Origin of the sequence: Nonomuraea sp. NPDC050783, from assembly GCF_040802095.1 — a bacterium.
Lineage (GTDB): Bacteria > Actinomycetota > Actinomycetes > Streptosporangiales > Streptosporangiaceae > Nonomuraea.
On record NZ_JBFAHK010000005.1, the window covers coordinates 97,446 to 115,778 of the forward strand.

The 18,333-nt window shown below is 65.6% G+C and carries 13 protein-coding genes; 1 reads left to right on the plus strand and 12 read right to left on the minus strand.

What is annotated here, in order from left to right:
- Positions 1-3: 3 nt before the first annotated feature.
- The 7 genes from AB0H75_RS15115 to AB0H75_RS15145 form a co-directional block, all read right to left on the minus strand.
- Positions 4-1,320: a tyrosine-type recombinase/integrase gene (locus AB0H75_RS15115; protein ID WP_367797121.1), complete on the minus strand. Its 1,317-nt coding sequence runs from the start codon at positions 1,318-1,320 to the stop codon at positions 4-6.
- Complete coding sequence (locus AB0H75_RS15120) at positions 1,320-1,493, minus strand: helix-turn-helix domain-containing protein (RefSeq protein WP_367796254.1); 174 nt, start codon at positions 1,491-1,493, stop codon at positions 1,320-1,322. The genes AB0H75_RS15115 and AB0H75_RS15120 overlap by 1 nt, the downstream gene beginning before the upstream one ends.
- Positions 1,493-3,103 carry a replication initiator gene (locus AB0H75_RS15125; protein WP_367796256.1) on the minus strand — a complete coding sequence of 537 codons (1,611 nt, stop codon included), beginning with the start codon at positions 3,101-3,103 and terminating at the stop codon, positions 1,493-1,495. Before AB0H75_RS15125 ends, AB0H75_RS15120 begins: the two co-directional genes overlap by 1 nt.
- Positions 3,100-4,527: an FtsK/SpoIIIE domain-containing protein gene (locus AB0H75_RS15130; protein ID WP_367796258.1), complete on the minus strand. Its 1,428-nt coding sequence runs from the start codon at positions 4,525-4,527 to the stop codon at positions 3,100-3,102. Before AB0H75_RS15130 ends, AB0H75_RS15125 begins: the two co-directional genes overlap by 4 nt.
- Before the next feature lie 82 nt (positions 4,528-4,609).
- On the minus strand, positions 4,610-4,909 hold the full coding sequence (locus AB0H75_RS15135; RefSeq protein WP_367796260.1) for a hypothetical protein: 300 nt from the start codon (positions 4,907-4,909) through the stop codon (positions 4,610-4,612).
- Entirely contained in the window at positions 4,906-5,322 is a 417-nt protein-coding gene (locus AB0H75_RS15140; RefSeq protein ID WP_367796262.1) for a plasmid replication, integration and excision activator, read from the minus strand. Before AB0H75_RS15140 ends, AB0H75_RS15135 begins: the two co-directional genes overlap by 4 nt.
- A 127-nt stretch (positions 5,323-5,449) precedes the next feature.
- Positions 5,450-6,181, minus strand: coding sequence for a GntR family transcriptional regulator (locus AB0H75_RS15145; RefSeq protein WP_367796264.1), 732 nt, complete (start codon positions 6,179-6,181; stop codon positions 5,450-5,452).
- 752 nt (positions 6,182-6,933) lie between these two features.
- Between AB0H75_RS15145 and AB0H75_RS15150 the strand changes: the two genes are divergently transcribed.
- Positions 6,934-8,403 carry a helix-turn-helix domain-containing protein gene (locus AB0H75_RS15150; protein WP_367796266.1) on the plus strand — a complete coding sequence of 490 codons (1,470 nt, stop codon included), beginning with the start codon at positions 6,934-6,936 and terminating at the stop codon, positions 8,401-8,403.
- Here the strand turns inward: AB0H75_RS15150 and cutA are convergent.
- From cutA to AB0H75_RS15175, 5 genes are all read right to left on the minus strand, one after another.
- Positions 8,369-8,701 (minus strand): divalent-cation tolerance protein CutA, encoded by a 333-nt coding sequence (cutA, locus tag AB0H75_RS15155; RefSeq protein WP_367796268.1) that lies wholly within the window; start codon positions 8,699-8,701, stop codon positions 8,369-8,371. The genes AB0H75_RS15150 and cutA overlap by 35 nt on opposite strands.
- 343 nt (positions 8,702-9,044) lie before the next feature.
- Entirely contained in the window at positions 9,045-9,554 is a 510-nt protein-coding gene (locus AB0H75_RS15160) for an HIT family protein (RefSeq protein ID WP_367796270.1), read from the minus strand.
- 239 nt (positions 9,555-9,793) lie between these two features.
- Positions 9,794-10,048 (minus strand): hypothetical protein, encoded by a 255-nt coding sequence (locus AB0H75_RS15165; RefSeq protein ID WP_367796272.1) that lies wholly within the window; start codon positions 10,046-10,048, stop codon positions 9,794-9,796.
- Between the two features lie 664 nt (positions 10,049-10,712).
- Entirely contained in the window at positions 10,713-15,980 is a 5,268-nt protein-coding gene (locus tag AB0H75_RS15170) for an HTH domain-containing protein (RefSeq protein ID WP_367796274.1), read from the minus strand.
- A 736-nt stretch (positions 15,981-16,716) separates the two neighbouring features.
- Positions 16,717-17,838 (minus strand): tyrosine-type recombinase/integrase, encoded by a 1,122-nt coding sequence (locus AB0H75_RS15175; protein WP_367796276.1) that lies wholly within the window; start codon positions 17,836-17,838, stop codon positions 16,717-16,719.
- Positions 17,839-18,333 lie beyond the last annotated feature (495 nt).

Here is an 18,333-nt window from a genome sequence, read left to right on the forward strand (position 1 = left end):
CAGTCAGCCCCAGAGTGCCCGCCCCATGCGAGCTGCTGCGTCCGTTGAGAGCGTCGCCGTGATGTGGGTGTAGCGCTTGGTCGTGGTCAGTTGCGAGTGGCCGAGGATTTCCTGAACGACACTGATGTCCACGCCTTGCTCGATGAGAAGCGTCGCGGCGGTGTGGCGAGCGTCGTGGACTCGGGCGTCCTTCTCGACTTCGGCGAGGCGCAGGAGTTCTTTCCATTCGTCCCAGTCCTGGCCGGCGTCGATGGGGCGTCCGTCCGGATGGCACCAGACGAGGTCATAGTCGTGCCACCGCTCCCCCGCTGCTTCCTTCTCGGCCTGCTGGGCTTCCTGGTGCAGCTTGAGGAGGGGGATCAGCGGGGGCGGGATCATGACGGTTCGCTTGCTCTTGCCCTTGGGCTTCACGAAGATCCAGCCGCCGACGCGCTCGGGGCAGGAGGGCGCGTGCTTGGTGCAGTCGGGTTCGCAGTACTTCTGCCCCTCCTTGTTGCACACGTGCTTGCGGCCGGAGGTGCGCTTGGCCCTGGGGCAGTCCTTCGGGCACGGGTAGCGGTGAAGTCGCTTCCCGCAGGCGTGCGGGTCTTTGCAGCCGTGGCGGTAGCGCTGGTGCTTGATCTGCCAGAAGACGCGAATGACGCCTCGTTTGAGGTCCACGTACTTCCAGCGCAGGCCCAGGGCTTCGCATTGCCGAAGACCGAGAGCGAGCGCCACTGACCAACGGGTGCCGTTCCTCTGGCTGCCGGCCACGTCCAGGACATCGCGGGCCTCGTCGGCGTCGAGGGGTTCGATCTCCACGTCCTCAACGGTTGGGGCGTCGATCAGGGTGCAGACGTTGCGGGCGACCTTCTCACGCCGTACTGCGATCTTCAGGGCGCGGGAGAGGATCCGGTGGATCTGCACGATGGTGTTCTGGGCGAGGCCCTGCTGTGCGAGATAGGCGTAGAAGGCGTCCAAGTGTTCCGGGCGCAGCCGGTCGAGGCGATGAGCACCGAGGCGGGGGATGATCCAATGTTCGGCCTTGGGCCGATAGGTGCTCTCCAGGGTGCGGTCGCTGACCTTGAGAGGCGCGATCTCGTCGAGGTACGTGCGCATCCACTCGGCGACTGTGGGCGCGAGCCCCGGCTTGTCAGACTTGCCGGAGTCCCGCTTTCCCTCCAGTTCGCGGACCTTCTTGGTCACCTCGGTCTCGCTGTCGCCGACGCGGTGGCGGCGGTCGGGCGTGCCGTCGTCCTTGAGGCCCATAGTGACGTAACCGTGCCACTTACCGTCCTTGCCGAGAAAGATCGAGGAGCGACCGTTGGGCTTGCGGGCCATCACGCCGCCTCCAGGTCTCGCGCGAAGTCCAGTAGGGCGGCAGCAGGAATCAAGCGGTAACCGTCGCGCTTGATGGATCGGAGTTCGCCGGTCTTGATGAGCCTGAAGATCGCCGTGCGGCTCATCCCCAGGACCGTCGCCGCGTCGTTTGGCCGGTAGAAGAGTCTTTCCATCAGGCTGCCCTCCCTTCAGTTGCCGAAAGATCTTGGCCGTCTGCTCTGGCCTGGAGTTCGGCCATGTGAGCGCGCCAGCGTTGACGTTCGTGCACGGATCGGAGGAGCCGGACGGCGAGGGGAGCCACGTTGGCGTCTCCGGCCGGAATCGGCTTCCAGACGTAGCGGTGTGGGTCGATGGGTTGGTCGGCCTGGCCGAGGGCTTCCAGGACCCAGGTGCGGCGGTCCTGCTTGTGCTCGGCAAGCGTCTTGTTGGACCACTTGCGGGAGACCAGGACGCGGCGGCCGGCGTAGCCGAGGTGTTCGGGCTTGTGAGCCTTGGAGCGGCAGCGGCCGGGAGCCATTCCGGCTTTGGCGTTCTTGGGCTGGACGCCGTAGCGGAGCCAGTTCGGGCAGGTGGGTGAGCAGGGTTCGTAGCGCAGGGCATCGACGAAGCGGGCCGCGTGCTCCTGCTGGGCCTGGCTGTCCAGGCCGTCGCCGAGGCTCTTGGTCAGGTACTTGGCCAGGTAGCGGATGCACTGGTCGGCGTCCTTGGTGCCCGCGAGCACGCCTTTGACGTCCACCTGGTCACCGAAGCGGATCACGTGCAGGGGTTCGGCGTCTTCGTCGGCGTCCAGGTCGTCGAGGGCTTCGTCCCAGGTGGGCAGGACCTCTCCGGTGTCGGGGTCGAGGTATCCGGCTCCTTCCTGCCAGATCGGCAGGTGCTCGCCCTCGAAGGCCACGCGATCGACGGACGGCCACCACACCTGGTGGTAGGTGGCCGCCGCGATCTGCTTGATCTCCGCGCGTGGGAGCGTTCCACGGACGGCCATGTGCAGGTGCGGGGCGAGGCGCTTCTGCGGCTCCACGGTCGCGAAGTACTGCACGTCGAAGCCCGCCACACGGCGCAGGTTCTGCACGAAGCGGTCCACGAGCTTGGAGAAGTGCAGCGCGTCACGGGCCGCCCGCGTGTAGTCGTAGGTGTCGGGATCGACCGGTACGCCGTCGCGGACCTTGCCGTAGGAGGGCAGGGTGAGCGTGACGAACAGCGAGGGACGGTAGGTCTTGCCGTCCGGGGCCTGGAAGGTGCGGCCCAGCGTGGTGTGGGTCATCTTGCGCTTGGGCAGGTCCGGCGCGTCCTGGCGTCGCCGGGTGGAGCGGGAGCGCTTGGACGTGGTGCGGCCGAGCACGTTGCCGCGCATGCCCGCCGCGTTGATCTCCTCGTCCAGGCCCTCAATGAGGGCGTCCAGGTCGGCGGTGTCGTCGCCGGCCTCTTCGGTGGCGTCGCGCTCGGCCTGGGCGTCGGCGCGGAACTCCACGAGCCAGCGCTGTTCCTCGTTCGGGTCGTCCGGTGTGATGGTGGGTTCCTCTTCCAGGTGCCAGCCTTCCCGGCATTGGGCCTTGCGGAGCTGCTTGTTGCGCTTGGCGCACGGCGGGCACTTGCTGTCCATCGGTGACCCGCAGGGGACGTCGATGATCTCCCACTTGCCCGTGTGAGTGTCGAGCCGCTTGAGCGGGACGGGCCGGATGCACACGCCGTGCAGCTTGGCGACCTCTTCCACGACATCCCGGGCCAGTGGCATTGCCATCCGGATCGTCCGGGGTAGTGCGCGGTCGTGCGGGTTGGTCATGCAGCCTCCTCTCGCTCGGTGAACAGGGCGACCATCTGGTGGATGTCGGTATCGGAGACGTAGGCCGCGCGGACCCGGATCGGTTCTGGTGAGGTCTCCAGGCGCATGTACGCGACACCGGCCCCTTGCTCCGGGATGGGCGAGATGTGATCGGCCAGGGCTCCCCGGTCGCGTGCGCCGTCGCCGAGGACCATGTCCACTTGTTCCGACTCGTCGAGGCGAAGGGCGATCTTGTCGGGGAACAGGTTGCGGATGTTCATGACCTCCTTGCGCGGGTCCTGGAGGGCGGCCATGACGCCGATGCCGACCGAGCGGCCCTGGGTGGCGAGTGTGGCCAGGGCGGCGGAGATGCGCTGCCGAAGTTGCTTGTCGGGCTGGTAGGCGGTCAGGAACGCCACCTCGTCGACGAGCACCAGGACGAACGGGCCCTCGATGGTCGGGACGTGGGAGCGCTGAAGACCGGCGAAGCGAGCGGCCCGCTTCTGCATGACGGAGACGGCCTCTTCGAGCAGATCGGCGCAATCGGCCGGATCGGCGGCGTAGCGGCCTTGGAACAGCTCGCGGCCGAAGGACAGCTCCATGAGCTTCGGGTCGAGCGCCCAAACCTCGGCCAGGCCCGCCCGCATCGCGGGGAGCAGGCCGCGGATCGTGTCCCACAGGAACGAGCCCTTGCCGGCCCCCGTCGCACCCGCGATCAGTACGTGCGTGCCGTGGACCTTGAGCCGGAGCGGTCGGCCGTCCTCCTGCTTGCCGATCTCGACCGGCCCCACGGTCGGCTCCAACGGGACCGGGAGCGCGGGGATCGGCGTGGCCAATGGGTCGCGGCGCGGGAAGATGAGCAGCAGTCGACCGCCCTTGATGAGCGCCACCCGGCAGGACGTGACGCCGAAGCCGTGGGCGAGATTGTCGATGCGGTCGGACCAGTCCTTGACCGCTTGGCCGCGCAGCATGCGTACGGTGATGCGGTCGGCCCAGCCGTCGCACTGGACGCGTATCAGCCGGGGCAGGTAGACCCGCCCGTTGATGCGCTTGCCGAGGCCGGAGACGTCCATGACGGACTGCCAGTGGCGGCGGTAGACCGACATGAGCCGCCACCACGCGAGCAGCCGCCAGCCGACGAAGCCGGTGAAGGATTCCCGGTCGATGAACGCCCAGGCTGCCAGGCTGAGCACGGTCACACCCAGCAGGCAGACGGCGAGCGGCCAGCCGTACTGATACCAGGCGAACCCGAGGACGGCGGGCACGCTGACGGCTACCGGATGCCGCCAGATCGTCCGGACCAGGGCGACGAGAAACCGGTAGAGATAGATGGCCAGGGTGACGATGGCGGGTGTGCGGACGACGGTCGGCCGGAAGACGACGGCCGTGTCCGGGGTGGTGGAGACGAGGTTGCGCGCCTCGTCCCCGGGAAGCCGCTTGAACATTAGGCTGAAGACCTCTCGTGATTCGCGTCAGGGGAGACGAGGGGCCGCCGGAAGGACCAGTTCCAGCGGCCCCGCTTTCTTGTCAGGCCGCCGCCTGCCGGTCGGCGTGCAGGCGCTCGCAGTCGGCGAGGAAGGCCGCCGCCGCCTCGGACAGCTGGCGGGCGAAGGCGACACGTTCGGCCGTGGCCTCGGCGTCCCTTGTCGTGGCGATGCTCAGGCGCGTGGCCGCGAAGGCGATGTTGATGGAGGCGTGGAAGCCGTCGCCGATCGAGTGGTAGGTCACCTGGGCCGAACTGTCCGGGTAGACCGAGACATCGATGCGGGGCTCCTCGCCGGGCCGGATGCTCAGGACCGTGTAGCTGTAGCTGTTCCTGTCGTTCATGCTGCGACCTCCTTGCTGTTGTTGGTGGACTTGACGTTGGTGCGCGGAGCGACCATCTGCCGCGCCTTGATCGAGTAGGCGAGCCGCCCGGACCCGTTGACGTACGGCGTGACGGTCATGCCGTCGAACTCCACCGGCGTGAACGGCAGCCCCGCGACGGGAGCCGGGGCGACGGGCTGAGTGGGGCTGAGGATCTTTACGGCCACGGTCTTCTGAGCCGCCTTGAGTGACGGGTCGGCGTCCATGACGGGGATCTGCCAGACGAGTTCGCCCGTCTGCTTGTCACGCGCCTGGACGAACCTGCCGTTCGTCGAAGCCTCGAAGTCCTTGACCTGCTCGACCTCCCCGACGCTGTAGCAGCCGTGCGGGAAGACCTGGGCGAACGTCACGGGGATGGGTCCCTGGATTGCCATGTGCACTTGCTCCTCATCTTGAGCGGTCAGCCATCTTGACTGGCCAAGTTGTAAGCCCATTAAGCATGAAGCCCACTTGGCCAGTCAAGTGGACCAAGCGGGCTTCGTGAAGAAGTTGGAACTCCGGCTACCGAATGAGGTAGGCATCCTCCAATTCGTGCCGGTCACCAGGAAGGACAGACTCGACCACGACCCACGGCCGGCCTGTCGCGTCGCACGCCACGGCATACACGGCCAGCAGTGCAGCCGAGCTCTTGACGCCCAGGAGCGAGCACTCCTCCTTGCTCGGGTTCCGCGCCGTCACGTGCTCGATGATGTGGTCCAGCGCGGTACCGGCCGCACTCTCGACGTAGCGCCGGATGCCCTGTTTCAGCTCCCCTGGCTCGCCGAGAGCCGTGCCCTGCGCCACCTCGACCGGCAGCCACGTGGAGGAGATCTCGGTCGGCTCGTTGTCATGCTCGATGAGCGAGCGCCGCAGCATGACCGGCGACGTGGGCTTGAGTCCCAGATAGGCCGCTATCCGGTTCGGCACCTCGACTTCACCGCTCACCAGCAACCGGCTGGAGACCTGGGCTTCTTTGCGGTCGAGGAGTTCGCGTCCGGCGCGTGCCTGCTGGCCGGTGGGGATGGCCGGCCTGCCCCGTACGAAGCGGCCCTTGCCTTGATGGGTGACGATCCAGCCCTGATCGCGCAGTACGCCGAGGGCCTTCACGACGGTCGGGCGCGCCATCCCGAACTCGGCCATGAGCTGATGTTCACTGGGCAGCGGGGAGCCGGGCGGGTATTCGCCCGAGTCGATGCGCCGCTCCAGTTCCGCGATCAGTTGCGCGTACTTCGGAGGCGTGTACTCAAAGGACATCAGGGCTCCCGCATTCAGCATGCCTGTCTAGCCAAGCAGGCTATCAGCGCATGATGCCTGGGCAACCCCTTCTCTGGACAGATGGTTCTACCCCCCAGAAGACGATGGCGCGGCCCCGTTCCAGGTACCGCGCCATCGCCCCCTACACCGCCTGGCCATTCAGCAGCGCGCGCCAGACCTCGGCAGCCTTCCTGCAAGTCCACCGGTATGTCTCGGAGGTCGTCTCCCCGCCGTCGTCGTCGTACTCGGTCCGGCGAATGTACGCCTGTCCACCGAAGCAACACAGTTCATAGACCGTCGATCGGCAGTGACATGACCAGGCCACCACGCGGGCGTGATCTTCTGCCTTCGCAGGCTTACGCCAGACCAACCGCATGTGCCCCTCGCCGCACTCGGGGACATGTGGACTGACGCAGTCCGTGATGATCTCCACTACGACGCTCGCTTTCTTCCGACTCCCGAGCACTCGAAGCAGGCCACCTGCACAAGCTCCACGGCCGCACCGTCGAGATGGCGCAGCGCACCGGCACGGCTCTTGCGCACCCAGCGCCAGCCTTTGGCCCGGCAGGCCCGGCACCTCTCACTTGTCGGTTGATCGCTCCGAGTCATGGGACAAGCGTCCTCACCTGCGACGAGACCGCCCATCCCGAGCCGGAATCCAAGACCGGGATCGGCACTATCCCTTGACGGGATGACTCCGGTCCGTGAGCGTGGAATCACCAGCAGTCCAAGGACGCGAGGGGAAACGGCAGATGCCCGCAGACGGGGCCGAACCGGTCGTCATACCGGCCGACCTGTGGCAACGCCCCGAAATGCGCACGGCCCTCATAAATCGCGACATCGGCCACCTCTTCCGGCTCGTTCGCCAGTACGCGGGCATCAGCCAGACCCGCATCGGCGTCGCCGTGGGCTTCAGCCAGGGCAAGGTCAGCGAGTACATGCAAGGCAAGGCCCAGGTCAGCGCACTCGACGTCTTCGAGCGCATCGCGGACGGCCTGGACATGCCCGACCCCGCCCGTATGCTCCTCGGCCTCGCCCCGCGGATTCTCACCGGTGTCCCGCACTCGCCCCCACCCATCCCGGCACGGGATGGAACACCAGCAAGCAGCCTTCTTAACGTGGAACAAGTAGTCATCGGCTCGCGCCAGCCGAACGACGCTTGCGACGTTGACGTACTGACGCTGGCCTGGATCGTGGGAAGGCTGGACGCACACGTGAACCGCCGAACAATGCTCCTCATCGCAGCCGGACTGACCGCCGAAGCCGCCTTCCCCATCGCCGACCCCTGGGAGCGCCTCGCCCGCGCCCTTGCCGGCCCTCGCGTGCTCGACGAAGACACCGTCGAACACCTCGAAGCCCGCACCATCGGATTCCACCGCTTGGAGTACGAACTCCCCGCCAGCGCCCTCTACCAAGGGCTGACCAGCCACCTCAACGAGCTGAGCACCCTTCTTCATGGCGCGCCCGAGCGGTTCCGCAGGCGCCTTGCCGCCACGGCCGGAGAGGCGGCGACGCTGGCCTCGTGGCTCGCCTGGGACCTCAAGCGGCCCGCGCAGTCGGCGGCCTTCGACCGGGTTTCCGCGCTCGCGGCCCAGGAGAGCGGGCACCCGATCATCCAGGCATGCACCCACGCCTACCGCTCGTACGCCCTGGAGGGACGAGCCGCCCTGGAAGCGGTATGGCGAGCGCAGCAGTACCTACCGGCCCAGGGCGACGACGCCACACGAGCATGGCTGCTGTGCCTGGAAGCCGAACACCTCGCCGGTCTGGGAGACCGGCAAGCAGTCGAACGGCTACGGCAGGCGGAAGAAGCTTTTGACCACGCCCGCCCTCACCGGGAACGCGCCTGGACCCGCTTCCTGGACGCCGGTCGCATGGCCGCCTTCCAGCTCTCCGTCCATGTACGACTGGGCGACGAACGCCAGGTGACCGCAGCCGGGCAACAGGCCCTCACCTCGGTTGACGGCGACGTCGACCACAAGCGCATCGCCGTCATCTATGCCGACATCGCCCAAGCACAGCTCCAGATCGGCGACATCCCTACCGGCGTCACCTACGCCCGCCGCGCCCTGGACGCAGCCCAGCGGACCGAGTCGACATGGGGCCTGCAACACCTGGGCAACGTGGAGAAGGCGCTGGCCGGCCAGCGTGATCCCGCCGCTCGCGAACTCCTGGGCGACCTGATCTCTACACGCCGGGCTCTGGGGTCGTCTCCCGCCTGACCCACTCCAGATAGTCCGCCGTCCCGGCGACCAACGGCACGGCAACGATCTGCGGCACCTCGTACGGATGCAGTTCCCGGATCGCAGCGGCCAGCTCGTCGAACCGCTCAGCCGTCGTCTTCATGAACAGCAGCCACTCCTCGGCCCGGTTGATCTCCCCACGCCACCAGTAGACGGACGTGATCGGCGCGACGAGCTGTGCAGCGGCGGCCAGGCGTTCGCCCACCACCACATCGGCGATCCGCTCAGCGACATCACGATCCGGCACGGTCACATGGACCTCGACGAATTCGGCCATGTCGATCACACTGCCGAATTGTTCTTATAGGGATCAAGCGGCGGCGCGGCGCGCCGCCGTACCCCCGGCCCTCCGCCCGCCCGCCGTCCGGGCGTGCGGCCTGGGGGTCGGTCCCGGACGGCGGCGGGACACCGGGCCGGGCACCGCACACCTGTCCCGTCGTACGGACCGAACGCACCGACCGGGGTTGCCCCGCCGCCGCACAGATGCAGCCCTACGATCGCCATGCTGTGGCTGACCACGGTGCGGGCTTGGGGCGATCGGAGGTCCGGGACTTCGTTCCTCAGTCCCGGCCCACTGAGCTCCACGGTGACCTCGGAGTATCGAAACGTGCTGGGGGCTATCACTCGGTGAGAGCCTTGCGGAGCTGTACGGCCTGCTGCGCACGGATTGCCAAGGGGATCTCAAGCTTGGCTGGGTCCTGCAGGACGAATCCATCGCCGGGAGAGCGGGGGATCACATGGACGTGCAGGTGAAACAGTGTCTGACCTGGAATGTTGTCGTTCTGCAGGATCATGCTCCCAGGCGCTCCAAATGCCTTTCGAGCGGCGGCGGTAACTCGACCGACTACATCAAAGAGTTCGGCCACAAGATCGGGAGCGGCAGTGTGAAGACTTGTCACGTGCATAGTTGGAAGCACGAGACAGTGACCAAGGTTTTTCGGTCGCTGCGAGGGGACGGGAAGAACGAAGACGTTGCTGGTGCGGTAGGCGACAAGCTCACGGTCTACGTCACCGGCGCCGATTAGACAGAAGGGGCATGCGTTCACCTGCCGGATTCTCGGCCACTTCGGATGAGCCCGTCTATCGGATATCTGGACGGAGTGCTTCAAGCCGCTGATCACGACCGTCATGGTCCTGATTGGGAAGTGAGGCGCCAAGGGTTGCAGTTCGGGTTGCAATACAAGGCCGTTCGCAACCGTTCAGGATGGACCGTCCACGCCCCCTGACTTGCATTGAACGATCTGGAACGGCTCGAACTGGATCTTTTAATCCGTAGGTTCCGGGTTCGAGCCCCGGGCGCCCTACCACTCTGACCTGCAGATTCACCCCACCCCTTGATCAAAGAATCAAGAGGTGGGTCATAGCTGGGTCACGCCTGGGACAAACCGACACCGCGACACCTTTCCGGCAAAGGCGCTACGTGGCGGTCGACTCGTGGAACGACGCCGAAACTGGGTCGTCCGTTTCTGTAGCCTTTGACCTGTTCTTCGCGCTGTGGTGAGGACCAGGCGTGCCGCGGCCTCCGCCGCCGCGTGATGGAGTTCGGGCAGAACGAGGTGTAAGTGTCGGAGGTCAGCACGATGCTGGCGTGCCCGAGCTGTCCCTGGACAGTACGCAGGTTCACGTGCGCGGCCAACGCTGTGGAGGCGGCGCCGTGTCGTAGGTCGTGCGTACAGCAGTGCTGGCGGCAGGCCGCTGGCTTTCACCAAACCAGAACCGGTAGGTCAGGTAGTCCGGGCGTATCGGGCTGGCCGCCAGCGCGGGCAAACGCCCAGCCGCCAGTGTCGAGGTCCTGCACGTGCTGGCGTTGCTGATGGCAGCGTAGGAGACGGACCGCTTCGGTATCCAAGGCGATCGTGTGCTGGATCGCCTCGCTCTTGCAGGAGGCAGCCCAGGTCGGAGGCTCGCTCGAATGCTGGGTCAAGACCTCCTGCTGAAGGATTCCCAGACCGTGGAAGCAGCGACCTAAGACTGAGCGTGGTGAGTGCACCATGCACTCGCCGATAGCCCCAGGATGCGTTCTCCCGGCTCAAGCGCAGGGTGAGTACGCCGATGGAGCGGACGGTCGGCGAGCGCCCACGGCGTCGGCCAGCAGGTACGGGTATGTTGATGCTTCACCAACTCGCGGTGCCAGGCGCAGGACGGTGTCCGGGCGGAGGACAAGCCGGACTCGGCGCAGGACCGCTCCCCTGGGCACGCTCGGCTCGACAAAGCGGAACCCCGCGCTGACGACGAATTGTGTTCTTGGGCCCACAGCTACGGCGACTGTGGCCGCGCCCTCGAAATCACTACTCGTCCAGTTGCTGAAGGCTCACCGCAGCTCGATCGCCAGCGGCGGCCAGGCCGTCGACGATCCGGTGGTAGCGGCTCCTAATGTCCCCGACGATCACACCACGGTTGCGGAGTTCCGCCAGCCATTCCTCCAGGAACCAGAGACGATTGGCGAAGAGAGCATAGCGCTGGTCGATGATCGACTCGATCCAGGCCAGCGCGGTTGTCGCCTGCCACTGTCGCGGTGCGCTCTTCGCGAAGATGATCACGGCCTCAGCGGCTTTGGGCTCCCAGCGGGCGAGGCGTAGCCAGCGGTCCGCAAGCTGACCTAGAGCGTCGGGCTGAAGCCAGTTCTCGCGGCATCGAGCGAAAGTGCCATCGATGTCCGGGTCCGACGTCCTTGCGTTCGGGGTGGGGAGCAGGGCCGCAGTCATGTAGTCGAACGAATGATGATGCTGCGTGCGCAGCCCGGCTCCGTCACCAACGGCATCAAGAGCGACCTCCAGCGCCCACGGCCAGAAATCGACCATGGATCGTCGAAGCTGCTCATCATAGGTGAAGACAGTGCCGAATCCGCTGAAGAGCATGTGCAGAGCGTTGGAGTCTGCGGCGAAATGCTCGATGTGAGCCCTGATGGGGTCTCGGTCGCCAGCCAACGCGATCGTAATCATTCGCTGGGCGATCGGCTCATGGTGGATGTGCGCGTGATGGTCGTATCCCTCCTTCCACCAATGGGCGAGACCTCTGCGGTGGGCGTCCCACAGCGGCGCCCAAAGATCGCCGACCGTACCCTGAAGGCACGGCACGCCTCTGGCGTCGACCATGCACGCCAACGGCATCCGCAGCCGAGTGACCATGAGCTGGTCGTCGGCAACGTCCGAGAGCGACTCATGGAACGGCGCTGGCAGCGGATCAGGCTCCCGCTGCTGCGTTTCTTGGTCCCACGGCCCCAGCCTGCAGTCGATCAGTCCCGCAGTCGCGGCGATCCACGCTGATCCGTGCCGGCGACATGGGGCCGAGCCTTCGTCGATGTCGCACGGGATGGCCCAAATCGGCTCGCAGCCCTTGACGTAGATCGCACGTACCTCATCGAAGAGGCTTGTGGCGAGGGACCGCAGACAGTTCTCAACACGCGGCCGGTCTAGATCTAGGTTGTCGAATGGCTCGAGGAGAAGTAGTGGAGCGGCCGCAGCCGCAGCACGGTCGGCCCCCATTGAGAACCATGTCCCGCTGTAGGTCATCTCATCAGTTCGTGGGTTCTCGGCAGCCCAGATCACAGCGTCAATCGCCCAGGTCAGGCTCGATATATCCAACCTCGCGCGTCCCAGAGCGTGGGCTCGCACTGCTGCCGCGGCGACGGCCACGAGGCCGTTCTCCGGCCATAGCGCTTCTTCTGGGATTTGCTCGTCCTCGACGAGCTTACGTGCGGTTGCAAGATCTTCTTCGAGGTTTTCGACAGGCCAGCTTTCGGGGGCATCGTTGTAGCGCCCGTAGCGGTTCTGGAGGCCGAGTAGAGCGTTTCCTCTCTGAAGATCGGCGCTGCGGGACTCGAGTACTTGGTCGATGCGTTCGGGTCGCTCGAACCGGATGACGATCTGGTCCCCGTCTCGACTGGCTCGATAGTTCTCGATGCGAAACTCCTCCGCCCAGCTCTCGATCATCGCGAGGTAGACGTCGTGATCGCCTTCGACGTCGGCGAGCTCGGCGCGGGCACTCTCGATAAGTTGGATGCCGACTGCCTGGAGTTGAGCGAGTCGATCCTCATCGTCAGAGAGCCGAGCGTTAATCACCATCGCGCTGACGGTCTCATGGAAGGTGTGCCGACGCCGGTCAGCCCCGGTCAAGTTGTCGGCATCCGCATCTCGTCCTCGAAATCCGAAGTCACCGGTAACGCGATTGGTCTCAAGGTGCCAGACGGCTGGGGAGGTAAGGAAAGGATCAAGGAGGGTGCCAGCCACCTCCCGATGTCGAGTCAAGAAGCCCACCACGAGTCCAGGCACCGCGAGGTTGTGGCAGTGGCGAAGGAGAAGTTCGACGATCGTTTGGGCTGGGACGTTCAGCTGCTCCAGGAGGTGGTCAATGAAGCGCTCCAGCGCGAGAAGCGCGCTCGTACATGCACGCGGTCCGACGCTCGTGCCGCGATACCATGCCCAGACGTGGCCGTCGCCGACATAGAGCCGACCACCGACCCCGGGCAGATCGAGGTATACGCCCTCAGGCTCGGCGGAGCAGTCGCCGTGAGCGGTCAACTGATCAACCCGGAACTTGGCAGCGTGATCAAGCATCCGGTTGATGAAGCCAATGGCGTCCACCGGGATCGTATTGAGCAGGCGGAAGAAGGGACCGTAGTACCAGGCAGCCTGCGGTACCGCGAACCCAGGGGTAAGTCCGTGGCGGAAGTCCCGAATGCCATCGTCGAGGGGAGAGCCGCCGCCCCAGCGATCACGTGGATCGAGGCGTTCGATGTAGTAGGCCTCAGCGAGATCCAGCAGCAGCTTCGGCCGCTCCTGCGACATGCTGACTGCGACGATCGCCGACTCCACCGCGGGGTTGAGGTCTCCCGGCCTGTCCGTGGCCACTTCGCGGAGCCACGCTTCTGCTCGGTCGTCGAGATCCGGCCCCAAGGAGGCGAGCGCCTCCACGGCGAAGTCGTCGTAGAACGGCGGGGCGCTGTCGAGGATGACGTCGCGAACCTCTTGACGCAGAGGATCTGACAGTCGCCGGCTACTCGCCATACCGCGGAGCCAAGCCAGGACGAGGTCCTGGACGGCCTCATGCATGGCTCGACTGCCGAGCCCCGGTCCGCGCTCGATCGTGGGCCGCTCGCAGAAGACCACCTTCACGAGTGGTGCGAGCGCATAGGCGTCGCCCATCGTGCCGGTCACATATCTGGTCCGGGCGAGGCGGAGCAGGGTCCCAAGGCCAGCACAGCTGTCTTCCGTCAAAGGCCCCCAGAGTTCGCGGATGGCCGACTCCGCGTCTCCGAGAGCCAGAAGGGCTTCATACGGCACCTCCGACCACCTATCGCCGTGAACATCGGCGATCTCACCGAAGGTCATCGACAGACTCAGCCAGCCACTCGAGTCGCCGCGGTGAAGCAATGCGGCCTGGCACCCGAGGCGAGCCGCGCGGATCGACCAGCGTGGGGCGCCAGCCGAAGCAAGGAGATCCCATCCGTGCGCGATGAAGAGACGACAGAGTGCGAAGTCACGGAACAGATCGGTTGCGAATTCATCGCCTGGCGAAAAGGCGGGATTGTTGGGCACCCGAAGGACGCCGTCCGAGCGCAGCTCAGCGGAGCTGCTGCCATGAGGAGGTTGGCCGGCGATGCCGAGAGCATGTTTGGCCACGCTCAGGGCGGCCTGTTCACGATCGTCTGGGGATGCGGTACCTGGGGCATGGATCTCGTCCCGACGGATGAGACTGCGCCACACCGCGGAAAACACGTCCGCCTCGCATAGCAGGTCGGCTGGATCGAGAGCCGCGCCCGTCCGGAGCAGCACGTCGACAAGACCTGGCCGGCCAAGAAGCCACCCCGCGCGCGGGTCGTCATCCAGACGAGCGAGGGCAGCGAAGGCCACCGGAAGGGCTTGACGCTCTTCGTGGGTCAGCGGCGGCACCACATACTCGGCCGGGACTCCGCCAGATTGAGCCAGCTCTACGGCTCGAGCCAGCTCGTCGCGAACCTGGCGGGAGCCATCGCCGCGCGTGACGGCAACCACGCCGAAGCCAGCCCTCAGCGCGGCTGTGGCGACTGTCCGGAAAACCTGGCCCTTACCTTCGAGAACAGACTCCGCGCCATCGATCAGAAGGAGACGGATGGGCTGCACTTCCCCAGTTGCCATCACCTCGTCGACAGCGGATCCACCCAACTGGGTCTCGAGGTCGGCTGGGGCATGAGGGAGATCGCGCAAGCTGAGACTGGAGACGGCGGCGCCCTCCATTTCGAGGTTCTCGACCGCGCGTAGTGACAAGGCGGACTTTCCGACGTCTGGATCGCCGGTGACCACAAGAGCGCCGGCGGACACGCCCGCCGATCGCATGGCCTGGATGAGGCTCGATCTTTCTTCGGCGCGCTCCAACTCCAGCGACTGCGACGCCGACCGCAGCGCCGGCCGAATCGACTCGCGCAGACGAACGCCGAGCCGATCCAACGTCTCCCACGCGCTGGCGAACCTGACGGATCTCGCTAGCGAGTAGGAGCTCAGGCTCCGGCGGATCACCGATTGCGTCAGCACCGTGCCTTGCGGCGCCCATCCCCCCACCAGCTCTTCGATTCGGGAGAAGAGTGCGTCGGCAGCGGCGGGAGTGCCGTCGCGAATCATGCGCTGCAGAGTGTTGACCGCTGTTGTCCGATCTACTCGGTCCGTCCTTTCCAGACGCAGGTTTCGTGTACTGAGACTCCAGAGGAGTCGCCAGGTCAGCTCCTCTACGCCCAATCCGCTGGTCGAGGCGAGTCCTGTCGATGCCTGCTGAACCAGGTCCTTGATGTGGGTATGCCGGCTGCGAATCTCGGTATTCGTTCGCCCCGGCTGCGTCAAGCGATCCGCCAGAGCAGCCGCGTCAGGAAGAGCGCGAGCAAGCTCCGCGAGTTCAGCGAGCTGTGTTATCGCATTGGCGTTCGTTGATACCGCGAGTACGATCCGCCACCGTCCCGAAGCCGCCTCGGGCCAATGGTCCGTGACGACCGTCAAGAAGTCGCGGATCAGGGGAACCGACGCGCTATCACTTGAGGTGAGCGCAGGGTTCCTGCGGACGGCAATCGAGGAGCGGTGCATCTCGCCGTGAGAGTCGCGCCCTTCGATGAGGATGTCGTCGACATCGCTCAGATCGCTTGCCTGAAGTCGAATGGTGTCGACGGATACGGCATCGCCAAGCTCGGGCAGGGCTTCACCCGCGAGGAATCCGGCAATCAGACACGCCGCGTAAGAGTGCTCCAAGCGGACGCCACCGCCGCCCGTCGAGTACGGACTGGATCCAGCCGAAGGCACTGCGCTGATAGGCGTTGTCTCCTCGAGCCAGGCGCTGATCGAAGGGTTGGAGACCGCAAGCTGCCACAAGATGGCTTTCCCTGATCTCTTCGAGATGGCGAACCCGGCATCTGACAGTGTGGCCAGCGCGGTGTTCGCTGTGGTCGGGGAAACGCCCAGAGCAGTTGCGACCTTTCGGCCGGAGAGCGGGACGGTGCTCTCGGCAAGTATCTGGAGGGCGCCGTATGCGCTCTCGCTGAGCGTTGCCTGAAGCGTCTCTCCCGCCGTTGCCATCACACGAGCGTAGCGCTTCATGTCCAATTCCGCTGGACATGGACGGCGCTACTGTTCCGATCGCGCAATGACCTCGGGTATTCATTCATGAGAGTTGGGCGATCACCTCAAACGGTATAAAAAGGTGCACCGGACATGCGGGGATGCGCATGTTGACGTCGCAACCGGCAAGGCGGCAATCGGGTGCACCTATCAGGTGAACACTCCGGGATGAGACCTCCGGCTGTCTGTGACCGCGGAAGGAAGGGGACAGGTCGGGCACAGGGGCGCGATACTTCCTACGCCGCTGGTGCCGTCCGACGGGATCGCCTACCGGACTGAGACCGCGGCATCGCGCTGGTCCAACTGGCCATCATCCTGGGAGCCAGGAGCGTGCGACAGATCACCATGTTGTTCTACCAAGCACCGCTGTTCGGCGCGCCACCTTCCGACCAAGCCATGAACCTCGACGCCCACGAGTGGACAGCCTGGCGAAGACGCTACCCAGGGGCTATTCGACCACAGCACCGAAACGGTCGCCGCACATGTGTTGGCCACCGGCTCAGACAACGCGATATACCTACGATCGATCATGGTTCTCGTAAAGATGCTGACGAGAGCTCTTGTTTTAAGTCCGTAGGTTCCGGCTTCAAGCCCCGGGCGCCCTGCCACTCCGACCTGCGATTTCACTCCACATCTTGATCAAAAATCAGGAGGTGGTCATAGCTGGTTCACGTCTGGGACAAACAGACACCAGGAGACTTATATGGCATCACGCTCAGCATGGCGGCCGGTTCATGGGGCGACGTTGGAGCTGCAGTGTCCGCTTCCGTAGCCGGTGACCTGTTTTTCGTGCAGTGGTGAGGACCAGGCGTGCCGTGGCCTCCGCCGCCTCGTGATGGAGTTCGGGCAGGACCGAGGTGTAAGTGTCGGAGGTCAATACGATGCTGGCGTGCCCGAGCTGCCCCTGCACTGTGCGCAGGTCCACGTGCGCGGCCAATGCCGTGGAGGCCGCACCGTGCCGCAGGTCATGGAGCCGTACCGGTGGCAGTCCGCTGGCTGTCACCAAGTACCGGAACCGGTAGGTCAGGTAGTCCGGGCGTATCGGCTGGCCGTCGGTGCGGGTGAACACCCAGCCAGCGCTGTCAAGCCGGCTCAGGTGCTGGCGTTGCTGGTGCCGACGCAGCAGGCGGATCGTCTCGGTGTCCAAGGCGATCGTGCGCTGGCTCGCCTCGCTCTTGGGCGGGACGACTCGTAGCCGGCCGTTGACGTGGATGAGTTGCTGGATGACGGTCAATTCGCGGGTCTCCAGGCTGATGTCCACCCACCGCAGCCCGGCGAGCTCGCCGCGGCGCAGACCGCGCAGCGCGGCCAGCCACCACAATGGATACAACACGTCCTCGCGAACGTAGTTCAGGAACGCCGTCAATTGTTCGGTTGTCCACACCGCCACCACCGGCCGCTGGCCCGTGGCCTGCCACGCCACCACCCGGCTCCGGGTCCAGACCTGGGCATGGGGACGCCGGGCTCGCGGCAGACGCAACCGGCGTGCCGGGTTCGTATCAATCAGACCTTCGCGGACTGCCTCGTTAAGTGCCGCCCGCAAGGTGGCGTGGACCCGCTGCACAGTGGACGGCGACAGCGCCTTGCCGTACCGATTACGCCGCTTAGCCAACCCAGCGAAGAAGCGACGCAAGTCGACCAGCCTCAACTCCGTCAGCCGAACTTGGCCCAAGCCGGGTATCAGGTGAACGCGCACATGATCGGCATAACCCTGCCGAGTACGCTCGCGAACAGGCTGGAGGGTAGCCAGCCAGTGGCGCAACCACTGCGCCACGGTGCACGCTGCACTCACCCCACCCGGAACATCGGCGGCGCCGAGATCGCGGGCAGCTTGCATGGCATCCTCTGCGGTGCGGAATCCGCCCCGCCGCGTCCGCAGTCCACGTCCGTTCGGGCCCACTACCTGGATCGCGAAGTACCACGAACCGTGACCTTCGTCAGTCAGGTCGGGGCACGTCCTGTCCTTAGCTGAGCAACCACACCGCTTGTACACCACAGGCTCGCCCACCTTGCTCCCCTCTCCTCATCTACAAGACGGGCGAATCGGGAAGACATGACGCCGTTCGGGCGATGTTTCGCATACTCGTGGATGCCGAAAATTCGTCCCCGAACCGCTGAGCGGGAGGCGGGCAGTTCCCAGCAGCAACCGCCGCCGACTCGTCCGACCTCAACGCCGACAATGCCCACGTTGCGCCATCGTACGGCGGTCGTGTCCTCGGCGCCGGCCGGGACGTCGCCATCCTCGGCTCAGTCTTTCCGATGAGCGTGACGGCCCTGGGCTGGGGCTGATGAAATCGGACGTCACTACGCAGTTGCTTCGTACGGGATACGT

Excerpts from the sequence above, each read along its gene's own strand:
- AB0H75_RS15130 (WP_367796258.1), bottom strand. The coding sequence starts at position 4,527 with ATGTTCAAGCGGCTTCCCGGGGACGAGGCGCGCAACCTCGTCTCCACC.
- AB0H75_RS15120 (WP_367796254.1), bottom strand. The coding sequence starts at position 1,493 with ATGGAAAGACTCTTCTACCGGCCAAACGACGCGGCGACGGTCCTGGGG.
- AB0H75_RS15145 (WP_367796264.1), bottom strand. The coding sequence starts at position 6,181 with ATGTCCTTTGAGTACACGCCTCCGAAGTACGCGCAACTGATCGCGGAA.
- AB0H75_RS15125 (WP_367796256.1), bottom strand. The coding sequence starts at position 3,103 with ATGACCAACCCGCACGACCGCGCACTACCCCGGACGATCCGGATGGCA.
- AB0H75_RS15115 (WP_367797121.1), bottom strand. The coding sequence starts at position 1,320 with ATGGCCCGCAAGCCCAACGGTCGCTCCTCGATCTTTCTCGGCAAGGAC.
- cutA (WP_367796268.1), bottom strand. The coding sequence starts at position 8,701 with ATGGCCGAATTCGTCGAGGTCCATGTGACCGTGCCGGATCGTGATGTC.
- AB0H75_RS15170 (WP_367796274.1), bottom strand. The coding sequence starts at position 15,980 with ATGAAGCGCTACGCTCGTGTGATGGCAACGGCGGGAGAGACGCTTCAG.
- AB0H75_RS15175 (WP_367796276.1), bottom strand. The coding sequence starts at position 17,838 with ATGCAAGCTGCCCGCGATCTCGGCGCCGCCGATGTTCCGGGTGGGGTG.
- AB0H75_RS15160 (WP_367796270.1), bottom strand. The coding sequence starts at position 9,554 with ATGACGGTCGTGATCAGCGGCTTGAAGCACTCCGTCCAGATATCCGAT.
- AB0H75_RS15135 (WP_367796260.1), bottom strand. The coding sequence starts at position 4,909 with ATGAACGACAGGAACAGCTACAGCTACACGGTCCTGAGCATCCGGCCC.
- AB0H75_RS15140 (WP_367796262.1), bottom strand. The coding sequence starts at position 5,322 with ATGGCAATCCAGGGACCCATCCCCGTGACGTTCGCCCAGGTCTTCCCG.
- AB0H75_RS15150 (WP_367796266.1), top strand. The coding sequence starts at position 6,934 with ATGCCCGCAGACGGGGCCGAACCGGTCGTCATACCGGCCGACCTGTGG.